Here is a 24,061-nt window from a genome sequence, read left to right on the forward strand (position 1 = left end):
AAAGCGTCACATTCCGAAGGCGCGGCCGGGGCCCGTGATAGCAATGGGGACTGATGAAATCATATTTCTGCCCGGCCGCCGGGCTACGGGCCGCCCCATGAGCAGCGTGGCCCGGGCGCCGCGCGGCTGGCTCCTCATGCTCGCGATCGGGCTGATCGCGCTGAACATGCGCGGCCCGTTGGTGGCGGTGGCGCCGGTGATCGCCCAACTGGAGGACGATCTCGGGTTCACCCCGGTGGAATTGGGATTCCTGACCGGCATCCCGGTCCTGTGCTTTGCCCTGGCCGCGCCCCTGGCCTCGCTGGCCGGGCGCAAGTTGGGGCCAGAATTCGCCATCACCCTGACCCTGCTCGGGGTGCTCTTCGGCGTCGTGGTCCGCTCGGCCGGCGGGGGTGCCCTGGTCATGCTGGGCACGGTGATCCTCGGCGTCGCCATTACGATCGGCAACATCGTGGTCCCGCTGATCATCCGCCGTGACTTCACCCCCGCCCGGCAAGGCGCGGCAATGGGCACCTACACCGCGGCACTGAACATCGGCTCGTTCCTGACCTCCATGGTGTCGGCGCCGCTGGCTGAACTCCTGGGCTGGCGGCCCGCGATTGCCGCCAGTGGCCTGTTCGCGGTGGCGGCCGCCGCCGTGTGGGTGATCGCGGTTGGCCGGCGGGCCTTTATTCCGGCCGCCGTCACTGCGGCGGACCCGCGGCGGCCCGGGAAGCTCACCTCCCGGTGGATCACGGCAGCGCTGACCTTCGGGTTCGCCGGGCAGGCGTTCTCCTACTACGGAGTGACTGCCTGGCTGCCGAGCCTGCTCTCGGACGAACTCGGCATGGCGCCCGCAGCCGCCGGGGCAGGGTCCTCGCTCTTCCAGATCCTGGCCATTGTGGGCGGACTGGGCGTGCCGCTGGCGGCCCGGTTCGCCAGTACGACGGCTGTGGGCCTCGCCCTGGGGCTGCTGTGGCTCACCGTACCCGTGGGCCTGCTGCTGGCACCGGAGCTGTGGTGGCTGTGGTGTTCCTTCGGCGGTGTGGCCCAGGGCGGCGGCATCACGCTGATCTTCCTGGCCATTATCCGGCTGGCGCGGGACCAGGCCTCGGCGGCCCGGATGTCCGCCGTCGTCCAGGGGACAGGATACTCCTTCGGGGCAGTGGCGCCGACCCTGCTGGGCTACGTCCACGGGACCACCGGCGCCTGGACCGGCCCGCTGCTGATGATCCTGTGCTCGGTGGCCGCGTTCATCCTGGGCACCTCCCTGTCACTGCGGCGGGTGCCGAAGCCCCACTGATTCGCTGTCGCGCCGGGGTGATGTCAATCGCGACGACAGATAAGGCCCATGTTCGCGGGGAACATGGGCCTTACCTGTCGTACCGACGCCGTTGTCGAGTACGGGGGGATTTTCCGTTGCTGGACTGCCACCCGGATTTCGGGGTGCCTGTTGCGAAGGGCCCGGCAGCCCAGCCAACGGAAATCTGTGCGGACCCGGTTGCCCGGGACCCGGAGTCCTACGCCGGAACCAGTGCGGGGTCCCCGCTGGCGACGTCGGCGCCGTCGCGCGCTTCATGCAGGAAGCGGTCGTAGGCCGGCAGCGTCAGGAAGGCCGGGAACTCGCTGCTGAGGGTGACTTCCTCGAAGATGTCCCGCGCGTCGGCGAAACGGTCTCCTTCGAAGCGCTCCAGCTTGGCGAATTCCTCGTCCAGCATGTCCTCCACCCACTCCCGGGTGATCACGTCGCCGTGGTCAGTGATGGCCCGGGCGAAGATCCACTGCCACAGCTGCGAGCGGGAGATTTCCGCGGTGGCGGCGTCCTCCATCAGGTTGTGAATGGCCACCGCGCCGTTGCCGCGCAGCCACGACTCGATGTAGCGGATCCCCACTTCGATGTTGTTCCGGATCCCCTGCTCAGTGATGGTTCCGGTGGTCGCGGAGATGTCCAGGAGCGCGCGGTCGTCCGCGGTGACGTCCTCGCGGAGGCGCTCGAGCTGGTTCGGACGCTCGCCGAGGACGGCGTCGAACACCTCGCGGCAGACCGGCACCAGGTCCGGGTGCGCCACCCAGGAGCCGTCGAAGCCGTCGTTCGCCTCACGGGTCTTGTCCGCGCGGACCTTCTCGAAGGCGATCGCGTTGGCGTCCGCATCCTTGCGGTTGGGGACGGCGGCGGCCATGCCGCCGATCGCCATGGCGCCGCGCTTGTGGCAGGCCCGGACCAGCTGCTCCGTGTAGGCGCGCATGAACGGCTGGGTCATAGTGACCTGGCCGCGGTCCGGGAGCACGAAGCGCGGTCCCCGGGTGCGGAAGTTCTTGATCAGGGAGAAGATGTAGTCCCAGCGGCCGGCGTTCAGGCCCGCGGCGTGGTCCCGGAGTTCGTAGAGGATCTCCTCCATTTCGAACGCCGCGGTGATGGTCTCGATCAGCACGGTCGCGCGGATGGTGCCCTGCGGGATACCCAGCAGGTCCTGCGCCATGATGAAGATGTCGTTCCACAGCCGGGCCTCGAGGTGGCTCTCGATCTTCGGCAGGTAGAAGTACGGACCTTTGCCCTGGGCGATCAGGCGGCGGGCGTTGTGGAAGAAGTACAAGCCAAAATCCACGATCCCGCCGGCAATAGGCGTGCCATCGATGAGCATGTGCTTTTCCGGCAGGTGCCAGCCGCGGGGGCGGACCACGACTGTGGGCAGTTCCCCGGCCGGGCGCAGCTTGTACTCCTTGCCCTCCGGGGAAGTGAAGTCGATCCGGCGCTCCAGCGCATCGGTGAGGTTCAGCTGGCCCTGGATCACGTTGCGCCAGGACGGCGTGGAGGAGTCCTCCATGTCCGCGAGCCACACCTTGGCGCCGGAATTCAGCGCATTGATCGTCATCTTCTTGTCGACCGGCCCGGTGATTTCCACGCGGCGGTCCTCCAGGCCCGGGGCCGGGGGAGCGACGCGCCAGTTCGGGTCGTTGCGGACGGACTCGGTCTCGCGCAGGAACCGCGGGTCCTGGCCCTTGGAGATCTGCTGGCGGCGTTCCTGCCGTGCCTGCAGCAGCTCCCGACGGGGCCCTGCCGTGGCCTTGTGCAGCTTGGCAACAAACGCCAGCGCGTCCGGCGTGAGGACCTCGCTCTGCCGGCAAATCGGCTGCGCGGTCAACGTGATCCCGTTGATAGTGAAGTTGTCAGTGAAGCTGTTCATCTCAATCTCTCCTTGGAGAAGCAAAAGTTCGACGGCGGGTGGTGACGTGCGCTGAAGACGGCGGGCCGGATGCACCGGAAGCGTGCGTAAAAGGGGCCCCGTTGCCGCCCCGCCGAGGTGGGCAATGGCGAAGGCGGCAATGGGGAATAGCACGCGGAGGAGCGTTCGGTCCGCTGGCGGAACTGCCGCCGTCGTGAGTTCTAGTGGAACTGGCCTTCTTCGGTGGATCCCACCAGGGCCAGGGTGGATGCGTTCGGGTTGAGCGCGGTGGCGATGTCGTCGAAGTAGCCGGTGCCGACTTCGCGCTGGTGCTTGGTGGCGGTGTAGCCGCGGGACTCGGAGGCGAATTCCTTCTCCTGCAGCTCGACGTACGCGCTCATGCCTTCCCGGGCGTAGCCGTGGGCGAGGTCGAACATCGAGTAGTTCAGGGCGTGGAAGCCGGCCAGGGTGATGAACTGGAAGGTGAAGCCCATGGCGCCGAGTTCGCGCTGGAACTTCGCGATCGTGGCGTCATCGAGGTGCTTGCGCCAGTTGAACGACGGCGAGCAGTTGTAGGAGAGCATCTGGTCCGGGAACTCGGCCTTGACGGATTCCGCGAATTTGCGGGCCAGTTCCAGGTCCGGGGTGCCCGTCTCCATCCAGATGAGGTCGGAGTACGGGGCGTAGGCCTTGGCGCGGGCGATGCAGGGTTCGATCCCGTTGCGGACCTTGTAGAAGCCCTCCGGGGTGCGGACCGGCTGGCCGCCTTCGCGGAGGATGAATTCCTGGTCACGCTCGTCGACGTCGGAGGTGATCAGGGTGGCCGCCTCGGCGTCGGTGCGGGCGATGATGACCGACGGGGTACCGGCGACGTCGGCGGCGAGCCGGGCCGCGTTCAGCGTCCGGACGTGCTGCTGGGTGGGGATCAGGACCTTGCCGCCGAGGTGGCCGCACTTCTTTTCCGAGGCGAGCTGGTCTTCCCAGTGCACGCCCGCGGCACCGGCCTGGATCATCGACTTCATGAGCTCGTAGGCGTTGAGCGGGCCGCCGAAGCCGGCTTCGGCGTCGGCCACGATCGGGACCATCCAGTCCTCGACGGTCTGGATGCCCTCGGAGAACTCGATCTGGTCCGCGCGGAGCAGGGCGTTGTTGATGCGCCGGACCACCGTGGGAACGGAATTGGCGGGGTAGAGCGACTGGTCCGGGTAGGTGTGGCCGGAGTTGTTGGCGTCCGCGGCGACCTGCCAGCCGGAGAGGTAGATGGCGCGGAGGCCGGCCTTGACCTGCTGCACGGCCTGGTTGCCGGTCAGGGCGCCGAGGGCGTTGGTGTAGCCGCCGGTCTTGTGCTCTTCGGTGAGCTGCTTCCACAGCTTTTCGGAGCCGCGCCGGGCGAGGGTGTGTTCTTCGGAGACGCGGCCGCGGAGGCGGACGACGTCGGAGGCCTTGTAGTCCCGGGTCACACCTTCCCAGCGGGGGTTGGCGGCCCACTCGAGCTCCAGTGCGGCGGCCTGCTGCTCGGGCGTCTGCTGGGTGGGCTCAAATGCTGCAGTCATCTTTGTCTCCTTGGTGGGTCCGGGGCCGGTCAGTCTGCGTCTCTGCAGATCCTGGCTGGTTGTTCCCGGATAGTGAATCTTTCCGTGAGTTCTACTTTTCTGCACTTTCCAAGGGGTTTCTAGACCAAAACGATGGAAAGAAATGCACTTCTTCGCGTATTCTCAAGAAATGCACTCAACCAGCTGGAACCGCCAAGCCCTTGCGTCGTCCGCGCCCGCAGCGCCGGAGGTGGATGTCATCAGCCTGGGCCGGCGCGTCCGGCATCTGCGCAAGGCGGCAGGGCTCACGCTCGACGACCTGAGTGCCGCCGTCGGGACGGCCCCCAGCCAGCTGAGCCTGATGGAAAACGGCAAACGCGAGCCCAAGCTTGGTCTGCTCCAGCAGCTTGCAGCGGCACTCGGGGTGAGCATCGACGAACTGCTCGGCGCGGAGCCGCCCAACCGGCGTGCGGCGCTGGAGATCGAGCTGGAACGGTACCAGCGCAGCCCCATCTATGAGTCCCTGAATCTGCCCAAGATCCGCATCAGTTCGCGGCTTCCGATGGATGTGCTGGAGTCCATGGTGGGCCTGCAGCATGAGCTTGAACGCCGGCTCAATGAGCAGGTCGCGACGCCGGAGGAGGCCCGCCGCGCGAACGGTGAACTGCGCGCGATGATGCGCGAGAGGAACAACTATTTCCCCGAGTATGAGGCCGAGGCGCAGAAGGTCCTGGCCTCGGTGGGCCACACCAGCGGTCCGCTGTCCCACCACGTCATTTCGGACATCGCCGGGCATCTCGGATTCAGCCTCCACCATGTGGGTGATCTCCCTCATTCCACGCGTTCGGTGACTGATCTTAAGAACCGCCGAATTTATCTCACGCAGAACGCCCGCAGCGATCACGACCCCCGTTCGGTGCTGCTGCAGGCGCTGGGCCATTACGTCCTGGGCCACCAGACGCCGAACAACTACGGCGATTTCCTGATGCAGCGCGTGGCCACGAACTACTTCGCCGCCGCGCTGCTGCTGCCCGAGCAGGCCACCGTGGCATTCCTGCAGGAGGCCAAGCAGGCCAAGGAAATCGCGGTCGAGGACATCCGGGATGCCTTCGCGGTGTCCTACGAGACCGCCGCGCACCGCTTCACCAACCTGGCCACCCAGCACCTGGGCATCCGCACGCACTTCCAGAAGACGCACAAGAGCGGCATCATCTACAAGGCCTACGAGAACGACGGCGTGACGTTCCCGCAGGACCACACCGGCGCCATCGAGGGTCAGTTCTCGTGCCGGAACTGGACGTCCCGGGTGGTGTTCGACGTCCCGGACAAGTTCAGCGCCTACAACCAGTACACGGACACCCCGGCCGGGACGTACTGGTGCACGGCCCGGACGGAACGCTCCGCGAACGGGGAGTTCTCCCTGTCCGTGGGTGTCCCGTATGCGCACGTGAAGTGGTTCCGCGGCCGCGACACCACCGAGCGGTCCAAGTCCACCTGCCCGGACGAAAGCTGCTGCCGCCGCCCGCCGGCGTCGCTGACCGCCGAGTGGGCCGGGAACGCCTGGCCCTCGGCCCGGGCCCACTCCCACCTGCTGGCGGCCATGCCGCCGGGCGCCTTCCCGGGCGTGGACGAGACAGAGGTCTACTCCTTCCTGCAGGCGCACTCGGGGAACTGACCCTTCCGCAGCTTCTGCAGGATTTTCCCAGACGCTCCCCCAGGTCCTGCGGTTTTTGGCGGGACGCTCCCTCAGATCCGGCCCGAAGCCCCCCGGCGCTCCCTCAGATCAGGCGAGGGAGCGTTCGGCGATCGGTTGCCAAAGCTGAGGGAGCGTTCCGTGGGGGGCGGCTGGCAGGCGGGCGGACTATATTGGCCTGTGTCAGCTCATCGATCCATCTCGCGGGAGCGTGCGCCCATGGCCAAGGAACTTGCCACCCAGCTCATCGAACAACTCCAGGCTGCCGGCGTGCAGCGGATCTACGGGATTGTGGGGGACAGCCTCAACCCGATTGTCGACGCCGTCCGCAAGACCGGCGGCTCGCAACAGGGCGGGATCGACTGGATCCATGTCCGGCATGAGGAGGCGGCCGCCTTCGCCGCGGCGGCGGAAGCCCAGCTGACCGGCCGGCTCGCGGTGTGCGCCGGCTCCTGCGGACCCGGCAACCTGCACCTGATCAACGGCCTGTACGACGCCAACCGTTCCGGGGCGCCGGTGCTGGCCATCGCCTCTCACATCCCCAGCAAGCAGATCGGCAGCAGTTTCTTCCAGGAAACCCACCCCGACCGGCTCTTCAACGAGTGCTCGGTCTACTCCGAGCTGATCAGCACCGCGGAGCAGGCGCCCCGCGTCATGCACAGCGCCATCCAGCACGCCGTCGGCCTCAGGGGCGTCGCCGTCGTGACCCTTCCCGGTGACATCGCCGGCCTGGAGGCGACGGCCGAAACGCCGGCCCCGGCGACCTTCCGGCCGGCGACGCTGATGCCGGACCCCGCGAGTGTGCAGGAACTGGCCGACGCCATCAACGCCGCCGGCAAGGTGGCCATCTTTGCTGGTGCCGGCGCCGAGGGCGCCCACGACGAGGTGATTGCGCTCGCCGGGCTGATCGCGGCGCCGATCGGCCACAGCCTCCGCGGCAAAGACTTCATGCAGTATGACAACGCCTATGACATCGGCATGACCGGGTTGCTGGGTTACGGCGCCGCGGCCGAGGGCATCGAGGACGCGGACCTGCTGATCCTGCTGGGCACGGACTTCCCGTACGACCAGTTCCTTCCCGGAACCCGGACGGCGCAGGTGGACCGGGCCGCGCACAAACTGGGGCGGCGGACCGACGTCGACGTCGCAGTGCACGGCGACGTCCTCCCCACCCTTGCCGCCCTCATGCCGTTGGTCACGGCCAAGAAGAGCCGCCGTTTCCTGGATGCGATGCTGAAGAAACACGACCGGCTCATGAACAAGGCCGTGGGGGCGTATACCCGCAACGTCGGGACGAAACAGCCGATCCACCCGGAATATGCGGCCTCGCTGCTGGACCAGGTGGCGGCGAGGGACGCGATTTTCACGGCGGACACCGGCATGTGCAATGTCTGGACCGCCCGGTACATCAACCCGCTGGGCACCCGCCGGCTGATCGGCTCGTACCTGCACGGGTCCATGGCCAACGCGCTGCCGCACGCGATCGGCGCCCAGCTGGCATACCCCGGCCGGCAGGTGGTTTCGGTCTCCGGCGACGGCGGCCTGTCGATGCTGCTGGGCGAGCTCATTACGGTCGCCGCGCACCGGCTGCCCGTGAACGTGGTGGTCTTCAACAACTCCACCCTGGGCATGGTGAAACTCGAAATGCTGGTGGACGGGCTCCCGGACTTCGGCGTCGACGTCCCGGACGCCAACTACGCGGACGTTGCCCGGGCCCTGGGCTTCCACGCCGAGCGCGTCACGGATCCGTCCCGCATCGAGGCCGCGTACCGGGAAGCCTTCGCCCACCCCGGCCCGTCGCTGGTGGAGCTCATCACGGACCCCAAGGCGCTGTCCCTCCCGCCGAAGATCAAGGGCGCGCAGGTCCTGGGCTTCGCCACGGCCATGTCCAAAGTGGTCCTGAACCGGGGCGCCGGCGAGGCCGTCAGTATGGCACGGAGCAACCTGCGGAACGTCCCGCGGCGCTAGGGGCGGGCCCGGCGAGTTCGCCGGAAGCTGCCCGGCTCGCCGGACATGTCCGGCGAACTGGAGACATTCCGGCGAACTGCGCACCAATCGAGGCGAAGGGGGTGGCCATGAAAGATCACCGCATGGCGAAAATTGTGGCGGCGGGAACCATCGCCGTGCTCACGGCTTGTGCGCCCCCGGTACCAGGGCTTGTGAAGGCCGACGGCGTCGAACGGGTGCCGGTGGACCGCGCCGCGTACGCTGCCGAATTTCAGGCATTCCGGGCCTCCGCCCTGACGTTGGGAGCCGCGCTGCTGGCCGACGGCGGTGAAGGGGCCGAAGGGAACGTGGTGTCGTCCCCCGGCAGCCTGCTGATCGCGCTCGCCATGCTGCGGGCAGGGGCGTCCGGGGAGACCGCCGTCGAAATGGACCAGATGCTGGGGCTCCCGGACGGCAACCGGGATGAGGCCATGAACGCCCTGCTCGAGTCCCTGGCTGCGTACGACGGTGATCCCGGCTCGGTCGACGAAAAGGACCCGCCCCGGAAGCCGGTCATGCATGCGGCCAACGGTCTGTTTGTGGACAAGGACGTACCAACCGGAAAGAACTACCTGGAAACCCTTGCCCGGCACTACGGCACCGGGGTGTACCCCGTGGACTTCCGGGATGAGGCCGCCACGGGGCCGGCCCTGGATGCCTGGGTGGACCGGAACACGGGCGGCCGGATCAAGAAAGCACCCGCGGAGTACGATCGCGACAACACGTTCAGCCTCCTCAATGCCCTGTACTTCGCCGCGGCATGGCAGTCGCCTTTCGACCCGAACGACACCTCGGACAGCCCCTTCACGAAGTCCGGTGGCGAGGAAATCAGCTTGCCGACCATGTACAACTCGCTGCAGCTGGCCTATGCGGAGGGCCCTGGCTGGCGGGCGGTCGAGCTGCCGTACGCAGAAGGTTTTGCCATGCGGCTGGTGCTGCCCGGTCCTGGCGTTGGGCCGGAGAGCCTCACGGCGGCCAAGCTGACGGCAATTGCGGCGGCCCTGGACACGGCCCCGGAGGTCTCCGCACTGATCTCCCTGCCCAAGTGGGACCACAAGAGCACCTTCGACCTGCGGAAGGTATTTGAAGCGCTGGGGCTGGCCAGGACCCTGGTCACCACCGAAGACTTCGACGCCATCCAGCCGAAGCTGACGCTCACGCAGGCCGCCCAGGCCGCCAACATCACCGTTGCCGAGAAGGGAACGGTGGCCGCCGCCGTGACGCAGATCAACGGCGCCGTGACCGGGGTGCCGCCCCTCCCGGACCAAACCATCGACTTCGACCGGCCGTTCCTCTACCAGGTCGTGCACACCGAAACCGGGCTCCCGATCTTCATGGGGAAGGTCGCGGACCCGCGCTGAGGGGCGGCCTACCGGGACCCACATCGCCGGAAGCCCTCCAGTTCGCCGTAAACTTCCGGCGAACTGGAGGGACTCCGGCGAACTCGACGGCTTAGGGCGTCCCGCTCCGGCGCTCTTGTGCCAGGGCCGCCGCCACTTTTCCAATCAGCTCGTACGGGACAGGCTTCCGCAACGGGAACTTCAGGGTGCCCTTCGCGGCGCGGTAGGGGGCGAGTTCCGTGCTCAGCGATTCGTCGCCGTCGGGCACGGGGTAGACGGAGATGTGGTGCGCCCAGCCCGCGAAATATACGACGTATCTGCCCCCGAGCGTGATCGTCGGGATGCCGTAACTGATCATCTCCCCTGATCCGGGTACCGCCGCATGGCAGCATCGCCGGATCTCCTGCAGCGCCTCCTGCACGTCAGCAGGAAACGAGGCGATGTATTCCTCCACGGACTCAAAGTGCTGTGCCATTGCCGTTCCCTCCAACGATCCCAGCAACGAGTTAGCGCGGGCCGCCCTGCCACAAGGCGTCGAACGGCGCGCCCGAGGCCACACGGTTCCGGATGCCGGCGGTCACAAACGCCTTCGCCGTCCGGGCGGCGGCCAGCGGCGTCGCACCCTTGGCGAGCTCGGCCGTCACCGCCGCGGCCAAAGAGCACCCGGCGCCGGAGACTGCCACCTCGCCCACCTTCGGGGCGGACAGGACTTCCAGGGTTTCGCCGTCGTAGTAGACGTCGACGGCGTCGGGGCCTTCGAGCCGCACGCCGCCCTTGGCGAGCACCGCGGCGCCGCTGAGCTCATGGATGCGGACCGCGGCGGCCTTGAGGGACTCGACGTCGCTGATCTCCAGCCCGGAGAGCGACTCGGCCTCGAAATGGTTGGGCGTGACGAAGGTGGCCAGCGGCAGGATGTGGGACTTGAGCGCCTGGTCGGTGTCCAGGGCGTGGCCCGGCTCCTGGCCCTTGCAGATCAGCACCGGATCCAGCACCACGTTGGCGAACTGCCCGGCCGCCAGCGCCGCGGCCACGGTCGAAATCGTCGCCGGGCTGCCCAGCATGCCGATCTTGACGGTGTCCAGCACGGCCGGTGCGCCGGACGCGGCACCGTAGGCCGCCGTCGTCGCTTCCAGCTGGTCCGCGATGACCTGCTGGTCCACCGGGACAAAACGGTGGTTCCAGTTGTCCTTGGGGTCGAAGGACACGATGCAGGTCAGGTTCGCGATCCCGAACACGCCGAGTTCCTGGAACGTCTTCAGGTCAGCCTGCGCGCCGGCGCCGCCGGTCGCTTCGGAGCCAGCGATGGTCAGCGCGACGGCGGGGGAGGAGGCGGGCTCGGTAACTGTGTCGGAAGCAGCAGCGCCATCCGCCAGGGCGGTGGAATCGAATGCGGTAGAAGTCATGGTCCCATCCTGCCATCCCGCCAAAACCGCGCGCATTGTGCTCATGAACAAGCGTTCCATGAACAGTATGAACAAAACCTGAGTGTTCCGGATCACGCGGACTAGGGTGGCGGACGGTGTTGCTTACAGGCGGCGCCGGATCCAGGAAGGTTCATTGATGAGCACCCAACTGACCGAAGCGGCCCAGACCCGGAAAGCCGTCGGCAACATCCTCAAAGGCTCGGCCGGCAACCTTGTCGAGTGGTACGACCTCTACGTCTACACCGTGTTCGCGGCCTACTTCCAGGCGCACTTCTTCAACTCCAAGGACGAGCTCCAGGCCGGCCTCGAGGCCATGGCCGTCTTCTCGACGTCGTTCCTGATGCGCCCGATCGGTGCCTGGTTCTTTGGCCGGTACGCCGACCGCAAGGGCCGCAAAGCCGCGTTGACACTGAGCGTGACCATGATGTCTGCGGGCTCTTTCGCGATTGCGGTGCTGCCCACCCAGGACGTGATCGGCCTGTGGGCCCTGATCCTGCTGGTCCTCCTCCGCGTGATCCAGGGCTTCTCCGTGGGCGGTGAGTACGGCACCAGCGCCACGTACATGTCCGAGGCTGCGACGTCCAAGCGCCGCGGCTTCTTCTCCAGCTTCCAGTACGTCACCCTGGTCGGCGGCCAGATGCTGGCACTGCTGGTCCTTGTGGTCTTGCAGAACGCCATGCCCAAGGCTGAGCTGACCGAGTGGGGCTGGCGCATCCCGTTCGCGGTGGGCGGCGTGGCCGCGCTGGTGGTCCTCTGGCTGCGGCGCTCCATGGAGGAAACCGTCTCGGCCGAACAGCTTGAGGCCGCAAAGGCCCCTGCCGTGGGAGGCCAGGCGCAGCCCGGGACCATGAAGCTGCTGTTCACCAGCTACTGGAAACCGCTCATGATCTGCATCGGAATCACCCTTGGCGGCACGGTGGCGTTCTACACGTACACCAACTTCATCCTGAAGTTCATGAACGATACCTCCGGCATCGCCAAGACGGACACGTCGGTCATCAACTTCTGGGCACTGTTCATCTTCATGCTGCTCCAGCCGGTTTACGGCATCATCTCGGACAAGGTCGGCCGCAAACCGCTGCTGCTGTGGTTCGGCATCACCGGCGTCCTGTTCACCTGGCCGCTCCTGTCCGCGCTCGCGGGGACCAAGGATCCGATCACCGCGTTCCTGCTGATGATGGGCGGTCTGCTGATCGTGGGCGGCTACACCTCCATCAACGCCCTAGTGAAGGCCGAGCTCTTCCCCGCGTCCATCCGCGCCCTCGGGGTGGGCCTGGGCTACGCGATCGCCAACTCTCTCTTCGGCGGCACCGTCCCGCTCATCGGCGCTGCTCTGCAGAAGACCGGGCAGGAAGAGCTGTTCTTCACCTACGTCACCGTGGCCATCGCCATCTCCCTGCTGGTCTACATCTTCGCGCTGAAGAACAAGAAGTCCACGCACCTGGACCACGAGCAGGGCCACGCCTGGGCGGCCGCTGGTCCGGACGCGGCTGCGGGGACGGCGGCTGCTGGTCCGGACGCGGCTGCTGGTGGTCCGGGCGACGGCGGCAGGGACGAGGACAAGGACCTCATCGACGCCTCGCGCCGCTAGGGCAGGCCGCAAGCCGTCCTCGAATTCGCCGGAAGCGCGCCGGGTCGCCGTATGTTTACGGCGACTTGGCGCGTTTCCAGCGAACTCGCGGCCTAAGGAGCGAATGGACGGCGACAACGACGGCGGCCCGGTCCCACGCTATTGGGCGTTGTCTGCGAACCGCAGCTGCAGGATCGTTGCGGCGGTGCCCGCCACGAACGTTCCCGCGAGCACAACATAGCTGCCTGGCTGGAGCGAGCCGACAGGATCGGCCACCATGCCGATCAGCAGCGGGACGATCGAATAAGGGAACCACTCCGCCCAGCCGGTCTTGCCGAACAGATTGCCCAGGGCCAGCATAACGAGCGAGAAAGCGATGGGGGCCACTTCGCCTCGGCTCCACACAGCGATCCAGGCGACCACTGGCGCGAGCAGGAATGAGATCGTCGCAGCGAGGAGCACGTGTGCGATTCCCGCCGCGGCCAACTCTGCCGAGAACCCCGGCAGCCCCAACACCAGTCCGATCGCCATGGCCTCGACGAGGACTATGACGATGAGCGCCATCCACCACACGGCCGCGACCGCCAGCTTGGCGACGGCGAACCAATGACGGGCCACGGGCAGCGCGAGCATGTTCTTGGCGGTGGCATCACCGTACTCCCGGCCAAACAGGTAGGCGATGATGAAGGTCAGCAGCAGCATCCCGCCGACACCGAAGACCAGCGTGAGCATGTAGAAGTATTGGAGCCACGTCGCCTCAAGCCCGGCAAGGCTCGCTTTGGTACCCAGAAGCCCCAGCTGGGCCGCCCGCCCCGGTTCGCGCACGATCCACATGAAAAGCGCAATACCGAGCGGCATGATCGCGAGCACCGCCAGCGTGGCCCACGTCGCCTTGGCACGGTGGAGCTTCATGAACTCGGTGCCAAGAACCTGACCGAACATCAAACCGCGCCGCCCTCGGACGAAGCGCCGGTCCTCCGGCCATCGGCACCGCGCGCATCGCCCGTCCGCGCCAGGAAGTAGCGCTCCAGATCCAGTGTGAGCAGCGCCTGCTCGCGCTCTTCCGGGGTGTAGGCGTCGGTCGCGAACGCGCGCGCCTTCGCGGCGAGTTCGTCGCGCGACGACTCCTCGATGAGACGGCCGTCGTGGACGATACCGATGCGGTCGGCCAAGTGAGCGACCTCGGCGAGGATGTGGCTCGACATGAAGACGGTGGCGCCGCGCCCGTCGGCGAGCGAACGGAGCAGCTCGCGGATCTCGACAATGCCAGCCGGATCAAGGCCGTTGGCGGGCTCGTCGAGCACGAGCAATTCGGGGGAGTGCAGCAGCGCGCGGGCGAGAGCGAGACGCTGTTTGTTGCCGAGCGAGAGCTGCCCGGCACGCCGATCGGCATAAGGATCCAAGCGCAGCAGCGTGATCGAGTCGGCGACCGACCGCGGCGGCGAACGGGTGAGCCGGCGCTGGATGTCCAGATTCTCGCGCACGGTGAGGTTGGGGTAGGCGGTCGCGGTCTCGACGAGGAAGCCAACGCGGGCGAACACAGCGGTCTCGCCAGGGATGATGCGCTGGCCCAGGACGGTCACCTCCCCGCTGCTCGGCCGGATCAGGCCGAGCATCATACGGATTGTGGTCGTTTTGCCCGCCCCGTTCCTGCCGAGGAACCCGTAGATCTCGCCCCGGCGGACGTCAAGGTTGAGCGAGTCGACGGCGGTGACGTCGCGGTACCGCTTGACGAGGGCGCGCGTGGAAACCGCGGAGTCAGGCATGGGGCTCCTCCATGGCCCCATCCTGCCACCACGCCCGGAGCGTTCACAGGGTGAAGCTGCGGCTGCATCAGGCTCCCGCACCGTCGGGTGCGAGAATGGAGGCGGTTCCGGCTGCTTGTGTTACCGGGGCCGTCCAGTGCTAATACAGCCGGCCGCCCAGCGTGTTCCCCTTGCGGGTGCGGGCCGCCGAGCGAACCACTACGAATGGAATACCCATGACTTCCGCCAAGACCTTCCCGGCGTCAGCCGCACCAAGGTTCGCCTCGATCGGCTCCCCACATTTCGGCATCATGCTCGCTGTCATGGCCGTGGTGCTGATCCTGTCCAACATCGGGGCGTCCAAGGGCGTGGCGATCGGCCCCGTGATCACCGACGGCGGCTTCTTCCTCTTCCCGCTGGCGTACATCCTGGGCGATGTCATCAGCGAGGTCTATGGCTTCAAAGTGGCGCGCAAGGCCATCATCACCAGCTTTGCGCTGTCCGTCTTCGCGTCGCTCTGCTACTGGGTCATCATCGCCCTTCCGGGGTTCGACGACGAATACGGTTCCTCCAAGCAGGCAGCCTTGGAAGGCGCACTGGGACCGGTCCCGCAGATTGTGCTGGCATCGCTGCTGGCCTTCCTCGCCGGCCAGACCATCAACTCCTGGATCTTGGTGAAGATGAAGGCGCGGACCGGGGAAAGGGCCCTGTGGGCGCGCATCATGGGCTCCTCCGTGGCGGGTGAGTTCGTGGACACCCTGATTTTCTGCAGCATCGCCGCATCCGTGATCGGAATTACCGACGCCGCGATGTTCATGAACTACGTCCTAGTGGGCTTCCTCTACAAGACCCTCGTGGAGTTCGCCTTCGTCCCGCTGACCTCGCTCGCCATCGGCTGGGTCAAGAAGCGCGAACCGAGCTACGGCGCCTAGGACTCCTCCTCATCCTCCGGCCGCCGGCCAGTTGGGAGCTAGCCGGTTCGGAGCCAGCAGCCGCCCAATTCGCCGAAAACCCGCGGTGTCGCCGTAAGTTTCCGACGACGTGGCGGGCTACCGGCGAATTCGAGTCGTTGGGGTGCGGGGTGTGGGGTGCCGGGCGCCGCAACGCATTCGACGCTCAGGGGTGCCGGCGGCCGGCCAGCGCACGAAGCAGACGGTGTTTGAATTCCTGCTCGCGAAAGAGGTCCTTCCACTCCACGCGGACGAACCGCCAGCCCTCTTCAACCAGGGCCTTCTCCCGGCGCCGTTCCTCGAAGAGCACCTCGGCCGTGGGACTGTAGTCGAAGTACTTGATTTTGCCGTCGAACTCGAGGGCGACCTTTTCCTCCTTCCATGCAAAGTCCAGGCGATGGCGCCCGGCGCGGCTCGACACTTCCAGCTGCGGCTCAGGTGGCCGGATCCGCAGCCGCAGGATCAGGTCGCGGGTCAGGGTCTCGCCGGGAGATTCGGAGCGCGGATCGGCCGCGGCCAGGACACGGCGGAAAGTCCGAATGCCCCGGCGGCCGTCCAGGTCATCTGCCATGGCCTGCAGGGCGCCCGGGTCCGCGCCGAGTCGAAGCGCGTGGTCCGTGAGGATCAACGCCTGCCTGTAGGGCAGCAGCATGGCGCAGTCGGCCGTCGTGCGCTCCAGGGACGTGGTCCGGAGGCCGTTCACCACGGCGACGTCGTGGTCGGCGAAGGGGCGCGTGTGGCAGCGGACGTCACTGCCGTGACGCTCGTTCGAGGGCCGTACCTTCTGGAGGACATGGATCATGTCATCCACTTCCCACAGGTGGAGGAGGCGGAGGCGCGCCGCGGAAGTGTGGCTGTAGTGGAAGGCTCCTGTCGACGTCGTACGCGTTCCGTGGGCGTGCGCGTAGATGAGCTGCCGGCTCCGGACAGTATGCGACTGGGCGTTCCAGAGGCTGGCGCGGATGTAGCAGCCGTGCCGAAGCCGGACGAGGGTGCCTGAATCGAGGAGCGAGCGGATGGCGCGCGAGCTGAAGCCGAGATCCAGGAGCTGTTCGGTGCGCCAGAGGTTACCGGTCTGCGGCAGCTCCAGCACGGGGTTATGCGTCATGCCACCAGCTTCGGCCGCTGCAGGAGCAGGCGGGAGGCCCCGCCGTCGCTATGTGGAAAACACGAGGGCGCCGCACCTTGGCTTCTTTGGGGGACGGCCGCTTGGACGCCGCCCAATTCGCCAGAAAGCGGCGAAGGCGCCGCAAAGTTACGGCGAACTCGGTGGTTTCCCGCGAATTCGGCGGGGCGTCAGCCGGGAACGCGGGCGGTGGTTCCGCGGACGATGAGGTCCGGCTCGATCAGCTGGCGCTCAGGCTCGAGGGCCGGGTCCTGGATCCGTGCCAGCAGGGCGCTTGCGACGCCGGACCCGACAATGTCGCTCCGGTTGTCCACCGAGGTCATGTCCAGATACCGCGACTTGGCCAGCGGGGAGTTGTCGTAGCCGATCACGGAGAGCTCTTCCGGGATGGACAAGCCCCGGGCCTTGGCTGCGGCGAAGGCGCCCAGGGCCATGGTGTCATTGGCGGCGAACAGGGCGGTCGTGTCGGGGTGGTGGTCAAGGACCCAGCAGGCGGCCGCATAGCCGTCCTCCTCAGAGGTGCCGCGGGATTCGCCGGCGATCCGGGCCTCGACGCCGGCCTCCAGGATGCGGCGGCGGAAGCCCTCCCGCCGGTGGGCCGCGGCGCCGCCGGAGCCCGAGAGGTGTCCGATGCGTGTGTGGCCGAGCCCGATCAGGTGCTCCGCCGCCATGCGGCCGCCGTCGTCGTCGTCGTTGGTGATGAGCCCGGCGCCGGCGGGAACGCCGTTCCGCCAGCCGGCGACGACGGCGGGAACCCAAGTGCCGGCCATCATGGACTCGCTCGGCTCGGCGGCGATGACGAGGCCCTCCACATGCATGGACAGCAGGCCGTCCACGGCCTCCGTGATGCGGTTCTCGCCGGGGCGGGAATCGGCGAGGGTGACCTGGTAGCCGTGGGGGGAGAACACGGATTCCATGCCGCGCAGGAGGTCCACGAACCAGGGGTTCCGGAAGTCGTCAATGACCAGCCCGATGCTTTTCGTCTGGCTGCTGGCGAGCGTGGTCGCCGCCCGGCTGGGGCGGTAACCGAGCTCCGACATGGCCGCCCGGACGGCCTCCCGACGCTTCTCGCTGACCTTTGACGGGTTTTGAAGCACGAGCGAGACCAGTGACGGGGAGACGCCGGCGCTCTTGGCGACGTCGTAGATCGTCGGGCGGCGGGTTCTGGGGGTATTCAACGACATCTGCAGGGCCTTTCACGTCTCATCCGAGGATAACCGGTCAACCATTGACAGGACATATGGACATAGCTACGCTTTTGTTCAGCGCCAGATTTTGTAGCGCTCCAATTTCTACCGTCGGGCCGTCGGCCTGACCGAATTTCAAAGGAGAAATCGATGGCTGACAGTTTGGGAGTTGCCGTAATCGGCGCCGGCATGGCAGGAAAAGCGCATGCGGCCGCGTACCGCACGGCGTCGGCGCTCTACAGCCCGGTTCTTCCTCCTATCCGGCTGGTCTCCATCGGCGACGTCAACGCCGAGTTCGGTTCCCTGGCCGCGAAGCGTTTCGGCTACGAACGCCACGACACCTCGTGGCAGGCGATCGCCGAGGCCGATGACATCGACGTCGTGAGCGTCGTGATCGCGAACTCCCTCCACCGCGAAGTCGTGGAGGGCCTGCTGGCCGCCGGCAAGCATGTGCTGTGCGAGAAGCCGCTGAGCGACTCAATCGAGGACGCCCGCGCCATGGCCGAGGCGGCCCGCAGTGCCAGTTCGATTGCCCGCATCGGGTTCACCTTCCGCCGCACGCCGGGCATCGCCTACATCCGGGACCTCATCCGCACCGGCGTGCTGGGAAACGTCCTGCACTTCAGCGGCCGCTACTGGACCGACTACGGGTTCAGCCCGTCGGCGCCCATGAGCTGGCGCTACAAGGGCGGCCCGGGCTCCGGGGCCCTGGCCGACGTCGGCAGCCACCTGACGTACGTCGCTGAGTTCCTCTGCGGCGACATCAAGTCCATCAGCGGCGGACGCCTCAGCACCGTGATCGACAAGCGCCCGCTGCCGCTGGGCGCCGTCATGGGCCACGACCACGCCGCGGTCAGCGACACGTTCGAGCCGGTCGAGAACGACGACTACGCGGTGTTTTCCGCCGAATTCGAGAACGGTGCAGGCGGCTTCGAGGTCTCCCGGGTCGCCGCAGGGCACGCGAACAGCCTCATCTTCGAGGTCTTCTGCGAGAACGGCGCCGCCCGGTTCGACCAGCGCCGCCCCGCGGAGATCGAGCTGTTCCTCAACGACGGCCCGGCCAACGAAAACGGCTACCGCCAGGTGATCCTCGGCCCCGGACACCCCTACATCGCCGGCGGGCTGGCCATGGACGCGCCCAGCGTCGGCTTCGGCCAGAACGACGCCTTCGGCTACCAGGCCCGGGCCTTCCTCGAGGAGGTCGCCGGCCTCAGCGAGGCGGACTCCCTGCCCCGCTGCGCCACGTTCGACGAGGGCGTGCGCAACATGGAGCTGCTCGGCGCAGTCACCGAATCCGCCCTCAACAACGGAAAGAAAATCACGCTATGAAACTCGGCGTCTACAACGCAATCCTGCACGACCGGCCCCTTCCCGAGGCCCTCAAGGTCATCGCCAACCTCGGACTGACCGGCATCGAAATCAACACGGGCGGGTTCCTGCCGGCCGTTCACGTCCCCACCATGGACCAGATCCTGGAAAGCGATGCGGCCCGCGATGACTACCTCGCGATTTTCGAGGGCACCGGTGTCTCGATTGCCGGCCTGAACTGCAATGGCAACCCGCTGCACCCCAAACGTGAGATCGGCGGGAAGCATGCCGAGGACATCCGCCGCTCCATCCGGTTGGCGCAGCGGCTGGGACAGGACCGTGTGGTGACCATGTCCGGCCTGCCCGGCGGCGAACCCGGGGCCACCACGGTCAACTGGGTGGTCAACGCCTGGAACTCGGCGGCCCTGGACGTGCTCGACTACCAATGGGGCATCGCGGCCGACTTCTGGAAGGAAACCGACCGCCTGGCCGCCGACCATGGCGTGAAGGTGGCCCTCGAGCTGCACCCGCAGAACATCGTGTTCAACACCGCCGATGTCCACAAGCTCATTGAGCTTACCGGCGCGACCCATGTCGGCGTCGAGCTGGACGCCTCGCACCTGTTCTGGCAGCAGATGGATCCGGTCGCGGTGGTCCGCGAACTCGGCCCGCTGGTCTTCCAGGCCGCGGCGAAGGACGTCCGCATCAATACCGCCAACGCAGCGCTCTACGGTGTCCTCGACAACAGCTTCCGGCGGCTCTCCCCGGACGAAAACCGCACCAACCTCGGCGGCGACGAGTGGGCCAACGAATGGCCCAAGGACTCCGCCTGGGACTTCGTTGCCCTGGGCCGCGGGCACGACTCAGCCTACTGGACCGAGTTCCTGCGCGCGCTCTACGAGGTGGACCCGGAGATGCTGGTCAACATCGAGCACGAGGACGTCTCCCTGGGCCGGATCGAGGGCCTCCAGGTGGCGGCCAAGGTCCTGCGGGACGCCGACTCGGCACTCGCGGCGTCGCTGCACCTCACCAACTGACGGCCCGGCACCCGAGTTCTGCCGCCGAGTCGCCGGAACACTGCGGGGTCGCCGGAAACTTCCGGCGATCTCGCACGGTTCCGGCGACCTCGACGCCGGGGCCGCACCGACGCCGGGGCGACCTAGGAGTAGTAGTTCGCCAGGGTCTCGGCCTTGAACTCGAAGAAGTTGCCGGCCTCGATGGCGAGTCGGGCGTCGTCGACCATCTTCACCACGAAGCGTTCGTTGTGGATCGAGATCAGGGTGGCCGAGACCATCTCCTTGGCCTTGAACAGGTGATGGATGTAGGCCCGCGAATAGTTCAGGCAGGCGTAGCAGTCGCAGCCTTCTTGCAGCGGGCCGAAGTCGCGTTTGTACTTGGCGCCGGAGAGGTTGTACCGGCCGGTGGGGTGGTAGAACGCCGAGTTGCGGGCCACCCGGGTGGGGGAGACGCAGTCGAAGGTGTCCGCGCCGTTTTCAATGGCCGTAAAGATGTCGTCCGGTTCGGAGATGCCCAGCAGGTGCCGCGGCTTGTTCTCCGGCAGCTCCTCGTTGCACCAGCGCACGATCGTGCCGAGGTTCTCTTTCTCCAGCGCCCCGCCGATCCCGAAGCCGTCGAAGTTCATGGCGCCGAGGTCGCGGCAGGCCTTGCGGCGCAGGTCCTCGTACTGGGCGCCCTGGATCACCCCGAACAGGGCCTGGTAGGGCTTGCCGGCGCGCTCGTCCGTGAGCCGGAAGTGCTCGGTGATGCACCGTTCGGCCCAGCGCCGGGTCCGCTCCAGGGACTCCTCCTGGTAGCCGCGGGAGTTCTGCAGCGTGGTGAGTTCGTCGAACGCGAACATGATGTCCGCGCCGATCTGGTGCTGGACGTTCATGGAGATCTCGGGGCTGAAGCGGTGCCGGTCGCCGTTGAGGTGGCTCTTGAACCACACGCCTTCCTCGTCCACGTGGGCCAGGCGTTCTTTGCCGGGTGCGACTGCGTCGTCCGGCCCCGAATGGTCCACCGATTTCATGTCGATGACCTTCTTGAACCCGGAGCCCAGGCTCATCACCTGGAAACCGCCGGAATCGGTGAACGTGGGCCCCCTCCAGTTCATGAACGCACCCAGGCCACCGGCCTCGTCCAGGATGTCCGCACCCGGCTGCAGGTACAGGTGGTAGGCGTTGGCCAGCACCGCCTGCGCGCCGAGTTCGGCAATGGATTCCGGCAGCACGGACTTGACCGTGGCCTTGGTGCCGACGGCGATGAACGCCGGGGTCTGGATCTCCCCGTGCGGGGTGGCGATGGTGCCGGTCCGGCCCAGGAACTCACCGCCGTTGGCGGCAACCTGCCCGGCCGACGGCGGGCACGTCTCGCGCAGGCGTTTGCCCACACGGAAGGAGAACTCGGACTGCCGGGCAGGCGCGGGGGACGAAGACGCGAAGTCAGGATTGGCTGGCACGGTTCAAGTGTGCCAGCTAACGCAGCTCAGGACTCAGTGGACGGGATCCGATGTGGGGTAGTTCTCAGCCCGCCACTTGTCCCAGTAGTCGCGGACCGCCTCCAGCTGATGGGCCCCGAGGTCGTAGGTGGAGACGATTGCGAGGGATCCGCCGTCGGGCCGGACGTCGGCGATGGCGGGCTGGTCCGCCACGATCAGCAGGCCGTCCCCGTGCTCGGCATAGTTGTGGACGGTCAGACCCACCTGGTGGTTGCTGCGGAACCACACTTTGCCGGAGATTTCCTCGCCCGTGGGCAGGGTGAGCGAATACGGGTCCCCCGGCGACGGGACATCGCTGAGCCCCAGTTTCTCTATCGCGGACCCGCCGGAGCCGGGCACGGAGAAGAAGAAGGTCCGGCGCTTGCCATGCGGGTGACGCTCCAGGGCGAAGCGCAACTGGTGGAGGAATGTCAGCCAGCCCTGGGTGATGTCCTCGTCCCAGGCCGCCCACTCGGAATTGTGGTCGATTGCCGCCCGGGTGACGCTGACCTCCGTGCCCGTGGGGACAGGTTTCAAGGTGAAAACGTCGCCGCCGTCGACCACCAGGGAGGTGTGGTCGGCGCCTTCGACCACATTGGGGCCGAAGTAGATTTCGTTGATTTCGGCCTCTTGGTCATCGGCCACCCAGCCGTGCCATTGGGCGATCTTGGCGGGTTCGCGCAGCATGGTCCAAACTTGCTGCGCGTCGGAATTGATCACAACGCTCAGATTGTTCGTCATGGGGTGAATCTACAACTCCGGGACCGCCACGGGTAGGGCCCAACGCTAGACCTCAGGCGCGGACCGATTCGAGCTCGTTGGCGATCCGGCGTTCCAGGTCAACGGTGCCAATTGTTTCGGAGCCGCCGTGCGCGCGCAGGAACAGGAGCGCCTCGAGCCGCAGCAGGCGCCAGTCGCGTTCCGCATCCTGGTTCGCGTTGTCGATCGAGCGGAAGATTTCCTTGTCGTACAGGTTGGGCTCGTTGAGCGAGCGCTGGCGCACCTTGGCGTTGATCCTGGCCTTGAACGGGTCCGTTTCCATGGCCTCCGGCTCGCGGAGCAGTTTCTCGTAGATCCCGGCGCGCTGGTCCTGACCCAGCTGGCGGCAGATGTAGCTGGAGAGCGCCAGCGATGACTCCACGGAGGCCCAGCGGTCGGGGTTGCCGTCGAACGGCAGGACGTTGAGCAGGTCCGCGACCGCCATGGCGTTGTCGGGGTCCTTGAGGGTGACGAAGAGCTCGTGCGCGAGGTCGCTGAGATCCTTCAGGCAGCTCCCGGACTTGGTGTTGATGCCCTTGGCGAGTCGTTCACTGAGCAGGAGGACACCGACGGCGCCCGGATGGTCCTCGGCCGCGGCCTCCACGACAGACTCCGGCGTGCCGTCGGGGGCCGGGATGAGTGCCAGGTCCGCTTCGCTGGGTCCGCTCACCGCGGGCGGCGCAACAGGCTGGGGAGGAACGACGACGGCGGCTGCCGCCGTATTGTCGGGCCCGGCAGCGTCGGATTCAGCTGCGTCGGATTCAGTTGTGTCGGGCCCGGGTGTGTCGGATTCAGTTGTGCCAGGCACGGGTGCGACCGGCTCAGCCTCGTCCGGCGCAGGGGCGCCGCCATCGGAAGGAGTTGGCGTGCCGGGCGCGCCGCCGTCGGACACGGGGGTGCCGGCCCCGGCGTCGTCCGTGACGCGGACCAGTGATCCCGCCGCGATCCGCAGCACACCGCCGCCGCTGAGGGTCGTCAACACCATGGCGGGAGTCCCAAAATCGTCGGTTTCGACATCCACGCGATGGATCTCGGCGGAGCGGTTTCCGTCGGGCAGAATCAGGTGGTCACCGGCCCGCAGAGATCCAGCCTGCTGTTCACTGTAGTTCCGGGAGGCTGGGGGGTGGGTCATCGGGAGTCCTTAAAGTTCTCTTGCGGTCCGCCCAACAGTCTACAAAATCGGCCGCACGAAGTCGGGGACGCAGGGGAGCCCCCGAGAGTCCCGGCCGGCGCCGGGCCCCAGCGAAGCGGCTAGTTGCCGACTCCCGCGAACGCCAGTGCCTGCCGGATCAGGGCCCCCCGGCCGCCGCTGAATTCGAGCTGCACGTCCGTGCCCATGACCTCCTGCGGGGTCATCCAGGTCAGCTCAAGGGCGTCCTGCCGCGGGGAGCATTCGCCGGTCACAGGAATGATGTACGCCAGGGCAACGGCGTGCTGGCGGTCGTCCGTGAAGCCGGTATGGGACGGGGACGGGAAGTACTCGGCCACGGTGAACGGCACCGGGCTGACCGGAAGCTGCGGGAAGGCGAGGGGGCCCAGGTCCTTCTCCATGTGGCGGAGCAGGGCGGCGCGGATGGTCTCGCGGTAGAGAACGCGGCCGGACACCAGGGACCGGACCATGGTGCCGTCCTCGTCGGCCTGCAGGAGGGTGCCGACCTCGTTCACGAACCCGAGGGGGTCCAGCCGGACCGGAACGGCCTCGACGTAGACCATCGGCAGCCTGCCCCGCGCTTCGAACAGGTCGTCGTCGGAGAGCCAGCCGGGATTCGGGTCAGGGGTGCGCACATTCATGGTTAAGTTCTACCCCATCCCTGACCCGCCG

At 67.1% G+C, this 24,061-nt stretch carries 20 protein-coding genes; 8 read left to right on the forward strand and 12 right to left on the reverse strand.

Annotated elements, in window-relative coordinates; translation table 11 throughout:
* The first annotated feature begins 97 nt into the window (after nucleotides 1–97).
* Nucleotides 98–1,282 carry an MFS transporter gene (locus AC1DNG_RS15135; RefSeq protein ID WP_079551766.1) on the forward strand — a complete coding sequence of 395 codons (1,185 nt, stop codon included), beginning with the start codon at nucleotides 98–100 and terminating at the stop codon, nucleotides 1,280–1,282.
* Between the two features lie 217 nt (nucleotides 1,283–1,499).
* Here AC1DNG_RS15135 and aceB read toward each other — a convergent pair whose 3' ends face one another.
* Both aceB and aceA read right to left on the reverse strand, forming a co-directional pair.
* Nucleotides 1,500–3,164: a malate synthase A gene (aceB, locus tag AC1DNG_RS15140; RefSeq protein WP_476887679.1), complete on the reverse strand. Its 1,665-nt coding sequence runs from the start codon at nucleotides 3,162–3,164 to the stop codon at nucleotides 1,500–1,502.
* Nucleotides 3,165–3,364: 200 nt separating this feature from the next.
* Complete coding sequence (gene aceA, locus AC1DNG_RS15145) at nucleotides 3,365–4,696, reverse strand: isocitrate lyase (RefSeq protein ID WP_223914494.1); 1,332 nt, start codon at nucleotides 4,694–4,696, stop codon at nucleotides 3,365–3,367.
* 142 nt (nucleotides 4,697–4,838) lie between these two features.
* On the opposite strand from aceA, the gene AC1DNG_RS15150 reads away from it, so the two are divergent.
* The 3 genes from AC1DNG_RS15150 (at nucleotide 4,839) to AC1DNG_RS15160 (ending at nucleotide 9,715) form a co-directional block, all read left to right on the forward strand.
* A complete protein-coding gene (locus tag AC1DNG_RS15150; RefSeq protein WP_476857832.1) occupies nucleotides 4,839–6,350 on the forward strand; it encodes a helix-turn-helix domain-containing protein in 1,512 nt (503 codons plus the stop codon).
* A gap of 237 nt (nucleotides 6,351–6,587) precedes the next feature.
* Nucleotides 6,588–8,336 carry a pyruvate dehydrogenase gene (locus AC1DNG_RS15155; RefSeq protein WP_476887680.1) on the forward strand — a complete coding sequence of 583 codons (1,749 nt, stop codon included), beginning with the start codon at nucleotides 6,588–6,590 and terminating at the stop codon, nucleotides 8,334–8,336.
* Nucleotides 8,337–8,443: 107 nt separating this feature from the next.
* Entirely contained in the window at nucleotides 8,444–9,715 is a 1,272-nt protein-coding gene (locus tag AC1DNG_RS15160; RefSeq protein WP_476887681.1) for a serpin family protein, read from the forward strand.
* A gap of 91 nt (nucleotides 9,716–9,806) precedes the next feature.
* Here the strand turns inward: AC1DNG_RS15160 and AC1DNG_RS15165 are convergent, their stop codons facing one another.
* Together AC1DNG_RS15165 and AC1DNG_RS15170 are read right to left on the reverse strand one after the other, a co-directional pair.
* A complete protein-coding gene (locus AC1DNG_RS15165) occupies nucleotides 9,807–10,169 on the reverse strand; it encodes an iron chaperone (protein WP_476850540.1) in 363 nt (120 codons plus the stop codon).
* Nucleotides 10,170–10,200: 31 nt separating this feature from the next.
* Complete coding sequence (locus tag AC1DNG_RS15170) at nucleotides 10,201–11,097, reverse strand: hydroxymethylpyrimidine/phosphomethylpyrimidine kinase (protein WP_476887682.1); 897 nt, start codon at nucleotides 11,095–11,097, stop codon at nucleotides 10,201–10,203.
* 157 nt (nucleotides 11,098–11,254) lie between these two features.
* Between AC1DNG_RS15170 and AC1DNG_RS15175 the strand changes: the two genes are divergently transcribed.
* Nucleotides 11,255–12,709: an MFS transporter gene (locus AC1DNG_RS15175; RefSeq protein ID WP_476874234.1), complete on the forward strand. Its 1,455-nt coding sequence runs from the start codon at nucleotides 11,255–11,257 to the stop codon at nucleotides 12,707–12,709.
* A 138-nt stretch (nucleotides 12,710–12,847) separates the two neighbouring features.
* Here the strand turns inward: AC1DNG_RS15175 and AC1DNG_RS15180 are convergent, their stop codons facing one another.
* Both AC1DNG_RS15180 and AC1DNG_RS15185 read right to left on the reverse strand, forming a co-directional pair.
* Nucleotides 12,848–13,630, reverse strand: a complete 783-nt coding sequence (locus tag AC1DNG_RS15180) for an ABC transporter permease (RefSeq protein ID WP_476887683.1) — start codon at nucleotides 13,628–13,630, stop codon at nucleotides 12,848–12,850.
* Nucleotides 13,630–14,454 carry an ABC transporter ATP-binding protein gene (locus AC1DNG_RS15185; RefSeq protein ID WP_476887684.1) on the reverse strand — a complete coding sequence of 275 codons (825 nt, stop codon included), beginning with the start codon at nucleotides 14,452–14,454 and terminating at the stop codon, nucleotides 13,630–13,632. The genes AC1DNG_RS15180 and AC1DNG_RS15185 overlap by 1 nt, the downstream gene beginning before the upstream one ends.
* Before the next feature lie 215 nt (nucleotides 14,455–14,669).
* Here AC1DNG_RS15185 and AC1DNG_RS15190 point away from each other — a divergent pair, with 215 nt between their 5' ends.
* Nucleotides 14,670–15,365 carry a queuosine precursor transporter gene (locus AC1DNG_RS15190; RefSeq protein ID WP_476887685.1) on the forward strand — a complete coding sequence of 232 codons (696 nt, stop codon included), beginning with the start codon at nucleotides 14,670–14,672 and terminating at the stop codon, nucleotides 15,363–15,365.
* 184 nt (nucleotides 15,366–15,549) lie between these two features.
* Here AC1DNG_RS15190 and AC1DNG_RS15195 read toward each other — a convergent pair whose 3' ends face one another.
* Nucleotides 15,550–16,491 (reverse strand): type IV toxin-antitoxin system AbiEi family antitoxin domain-containing protein, encoded by a 942-nt coding sequence (locus tag AC1DNG_RS15195; protein ID WP_476874235.1) that lies wholly within the window; start codon nucleotides 16,489–16,491, stop codon nucleotides 15,550–15,552.
* Between the two features lie 188 nt (nucleotides 16,492–16,679).
* The gene (locus tag AC1DNG_RS15200; protein ID WP_476887686.1) at nucleotides 16,680–17,693 is read right to left on the reverse strand and encodes a LacI family DNA-binding transcriptional regulator; all 1,014 of its coding nucleotides are present in this window, start codon (nucleotides 17,691–17,693) and stop codon (nucleotides 16,680–16,682) included.
* A 153-nt stretch (nucleotides 17,694–17,846) separates the two neighbouring features.
* Between AC1DNG_RS15200 and AC1DNG_RS15205 the strand changes: the two genes are divergently transcribed.
* The gene (locus AC1DNG_RS15205; RefSeq protein ID WP_476874237.1) at nucleotides 17,847–19,025 is read left to right on the forward strand and encodes a Gfo/Idh/MocA family protein; all 1,179 of its coding nucleotides are present in this window, start codon (nucleotides 17,847–17,849) and stop codon (nucleotides 19,023–19,025) included.
* Nucleotides 19,022–20,041, forward strand: a complete 1,020-nt coding sequence (locus AC1DNG_RS15210; RefSeq protein WP_476887687.1) for a sugar phosphate isomerase/epimerase family protein — start codon at nucleotides 19,022–19,024, stop codon at nucleotides 20,039–20,041. The genes AC1DNG_RS15205 and AC1DNG_RS15210 overlap by 4 nt, the downstream gene beginning before the upstream one ends.
* A gap of 122 nt (nucleotides 20,042–20,163) precedes the next feature.
* Here AC1DNG_RS15210 and tgt read toward each other — a convergent pair whose 3' ends face one another.
* The 4 genes from tgt to AC1DNG_RS15230 all read right to left on the reverse strand — a co-directional run bounded on the left by tgt (nucleotide 20,164) and on the right by AC1DNG_RS15230 (nucleotide 24,030).
* Nucleotides 20,164–21,462 carry a tRNA guanosine(34) transglycosylase Tgt gene (gene tgt, locus AC1DNG_RS15215; protein WP_476887688.1) on the reverse strand — a complete coding sequence of 433 codons (1,299 nt, stop codon included), beginning with the start codon at nucleotides 21,460–21,462 and terminating at the stop codon, nucleotides 20,164–20,166.
* A gap of 33 nt (nucleotides 21,463–21,495) precedes the next feature.
* The gene (locus tag AC1DNG_RS15220) at nucleotides 21,496–22,221 is read right to left on the reverse strand and encodes an SRPBCC family protein (RefSeq protein ID WP_476850551.1); all 726 of its coding nucleotides are present in this window, start codon (nucleotides 22,219–22,221) and stop codon (nucleotides 21,496–21,498) included.
* Nucleotides 22,222–22,273: 52 nt separating this feature from the next.
* The gene (locus tag AC1DNG_RS15225; protein WP_476887689.1) at nucleotides 22,274–23,371 is read right to left on the reverse strand and encodes a DUF6707 family protein; all 1,098 of its coding nucleotides are present in this window, start codon (nucleotides 23,369–23,371) and stop codon (nucleotides 22,274–22,276) included.
* Nucleotides 23,372–23,490: 119 nt separating this feature from the next.
* Complete coding sequence (locus AC1DNG_RS15230; protein WP_079551800.1) at nucleotides 23,491–24,030, reverse strand: NUDIX hydrolase family protein; 540 nt, start codon at nucleotides 24,028–24,030, stop codon at nucleotides 23,491–23,493.
* Nucleotides 24,031–24,061 lie beyond the last annotated feature (31 nt).

Source organism: Arthrobacter sp. 01T425 (assembly GCF_056398725.1).

What these genes read in the sequence shown, in the direction of transcription:
- AC1DNG_RS15135 (WP_079551766.1), top strand. Translation starts at nt 98, where the DNA reads ATGAGCAGCGTGGCCCGGGCGCCGCGCGGCTGGCTCCTCATGCTCGCG.
- aceB (WP_476887679.1), bottom strand. Translation starts at nt 3,164, where the DNA reads ATGAACAGCTTCACTGACAACTTCACTATCAACGGGATCACGTTGACC.
- aceA (WP_223914494.1), bottom strand. Translation starts at nt 4,696, where the DNA reads ATGACTGCAGCATTTGAGCCCACCCAGCAGACGCCCGAGCAGCAGGCC.
- AC1DNG_RS15150 (WP_476857832.1), top strand. Translation starts at nt 4,839, where the DNA reads ATGCACTTCTTCGCGTATTCTCAAGAAATGCACTCAACCAGCTGGAAC.
- AC1DNG_RS15155 (WP_476887680.1), top strand. Translation starts at nt 6,588, where the DNA reads ATGGCCAAGGAACTTGCCACCCAGCTCATCGAACAACTCCAGGCTGCC.
- AC1DNG_RS15160 (WP_476887681.1), top strand. Translation starts at nt 8,444, where the DNA reads ATGAAAGATCACCGCATGGCGAAAATTGTGGCGGCGGGAACCATCGCC.
- AC1DNG_RS15165 (WP_476850540.1), bottom strand. Translation starts at nt 10,169, where the DNA reads ATGGCACAGCACTTTGAGTCCGTGGAGGAATACATCGCCTCGTTTCCT.
- AC1DNG_RS15170 (WP_476887682.1), bottom strand. Translation starts at nt 11,097, where the DNA reads ATGACTTCTACCGCATTCGATTCCACCGCCCTGGCGGATGGCGCTGCT.
- AC1DNG_RS15175 (WP_476874234.1), top strand. Translation starts at nt 11,255, where the DNA reads ATGAGCACCCAACTGACCGAAGCGGCCCAGACCCGGAAAGCCGTCGGC.
- AC1DNG_RS15180 (WP_476887683.1), bottom strand. Translation starts at nt 13,630, where the DNA reads ATGTTCGGTCAGGTTCTTGGCACCGAGTTCATGAAGCTCCACCGTGCC.
- AC1DNG_RS15185 (WP_476887684.1), bottom strand. Translation starts at nt 14,454, where the DNA reads ATGCCTGACTCCGCGGTTTCCACGCGCGCCCTCGTCAAGCGGTACCGC.
- AC1DNG_RS15190 (WP_476887685.1), top strand. Translation starts at nt 14,670, where the DNA reads ATGACTTCCGCCAAGACCTTCCCGGCGTCAGCCGCACCAAGGTTCGCC.
- AC1DNG_RS15195 (WP_476874235.1), bottom strand. Translation starts at nt 16,491, where the DNA reads ATGACGCATAACCCCGTGCTGGAGCTGCCGCAGACCGGTAACCTCTGG.
- AC1DNG_RS15200 (WP_476887686.1), bottom strand. Translation starts at nt 17,693, where the DNA reads ATGTCGTTGAATACCCCCAGAACCCGCCGCCCGACGATCTACGACGTC.
- AC1DNG_RS15205 (WP_476874237.1), top strand. Translation starts at nt 17,847, where the DNA reads ATGGCTGACAGTTTGGGAGTTGCCGTAATCGGCGCCGGCATGGCAGGA.
- AC1DNG_RS15210 (WP_476887687.1), top strand. Translation starts at nt 19,022, where the DNA reads ATGAAACTCGGCGTCTACAACGCAATCCTGCACGACCGGCCCCTTCCC.
- AC1DNG_RS15220 (WP_476850551.1), bottom strand. Translation starts at nt 22,221, where the DNA reads ATGACGAACAATCTGAGCGTTGTGATCAATTCCGACGCGCAGCAAGTT.
- AC1DNG_RS15225 (WP_476887689.1), bottom strand. Translation starts at nt 23,371, where the DNA reads ATGACCCACCCCCCAGCCTCCCGGAACTACAGTGAACAGCAGGCTGGA.
- AC1DNG_RS15230 (WP_079551800.1), bottom strand. Translation starts at nt 24,030, where the DNA reads ATGAATGTGCGCACCCCTGACCCGAATCCCGGCTGGCTCTCCGACGAC.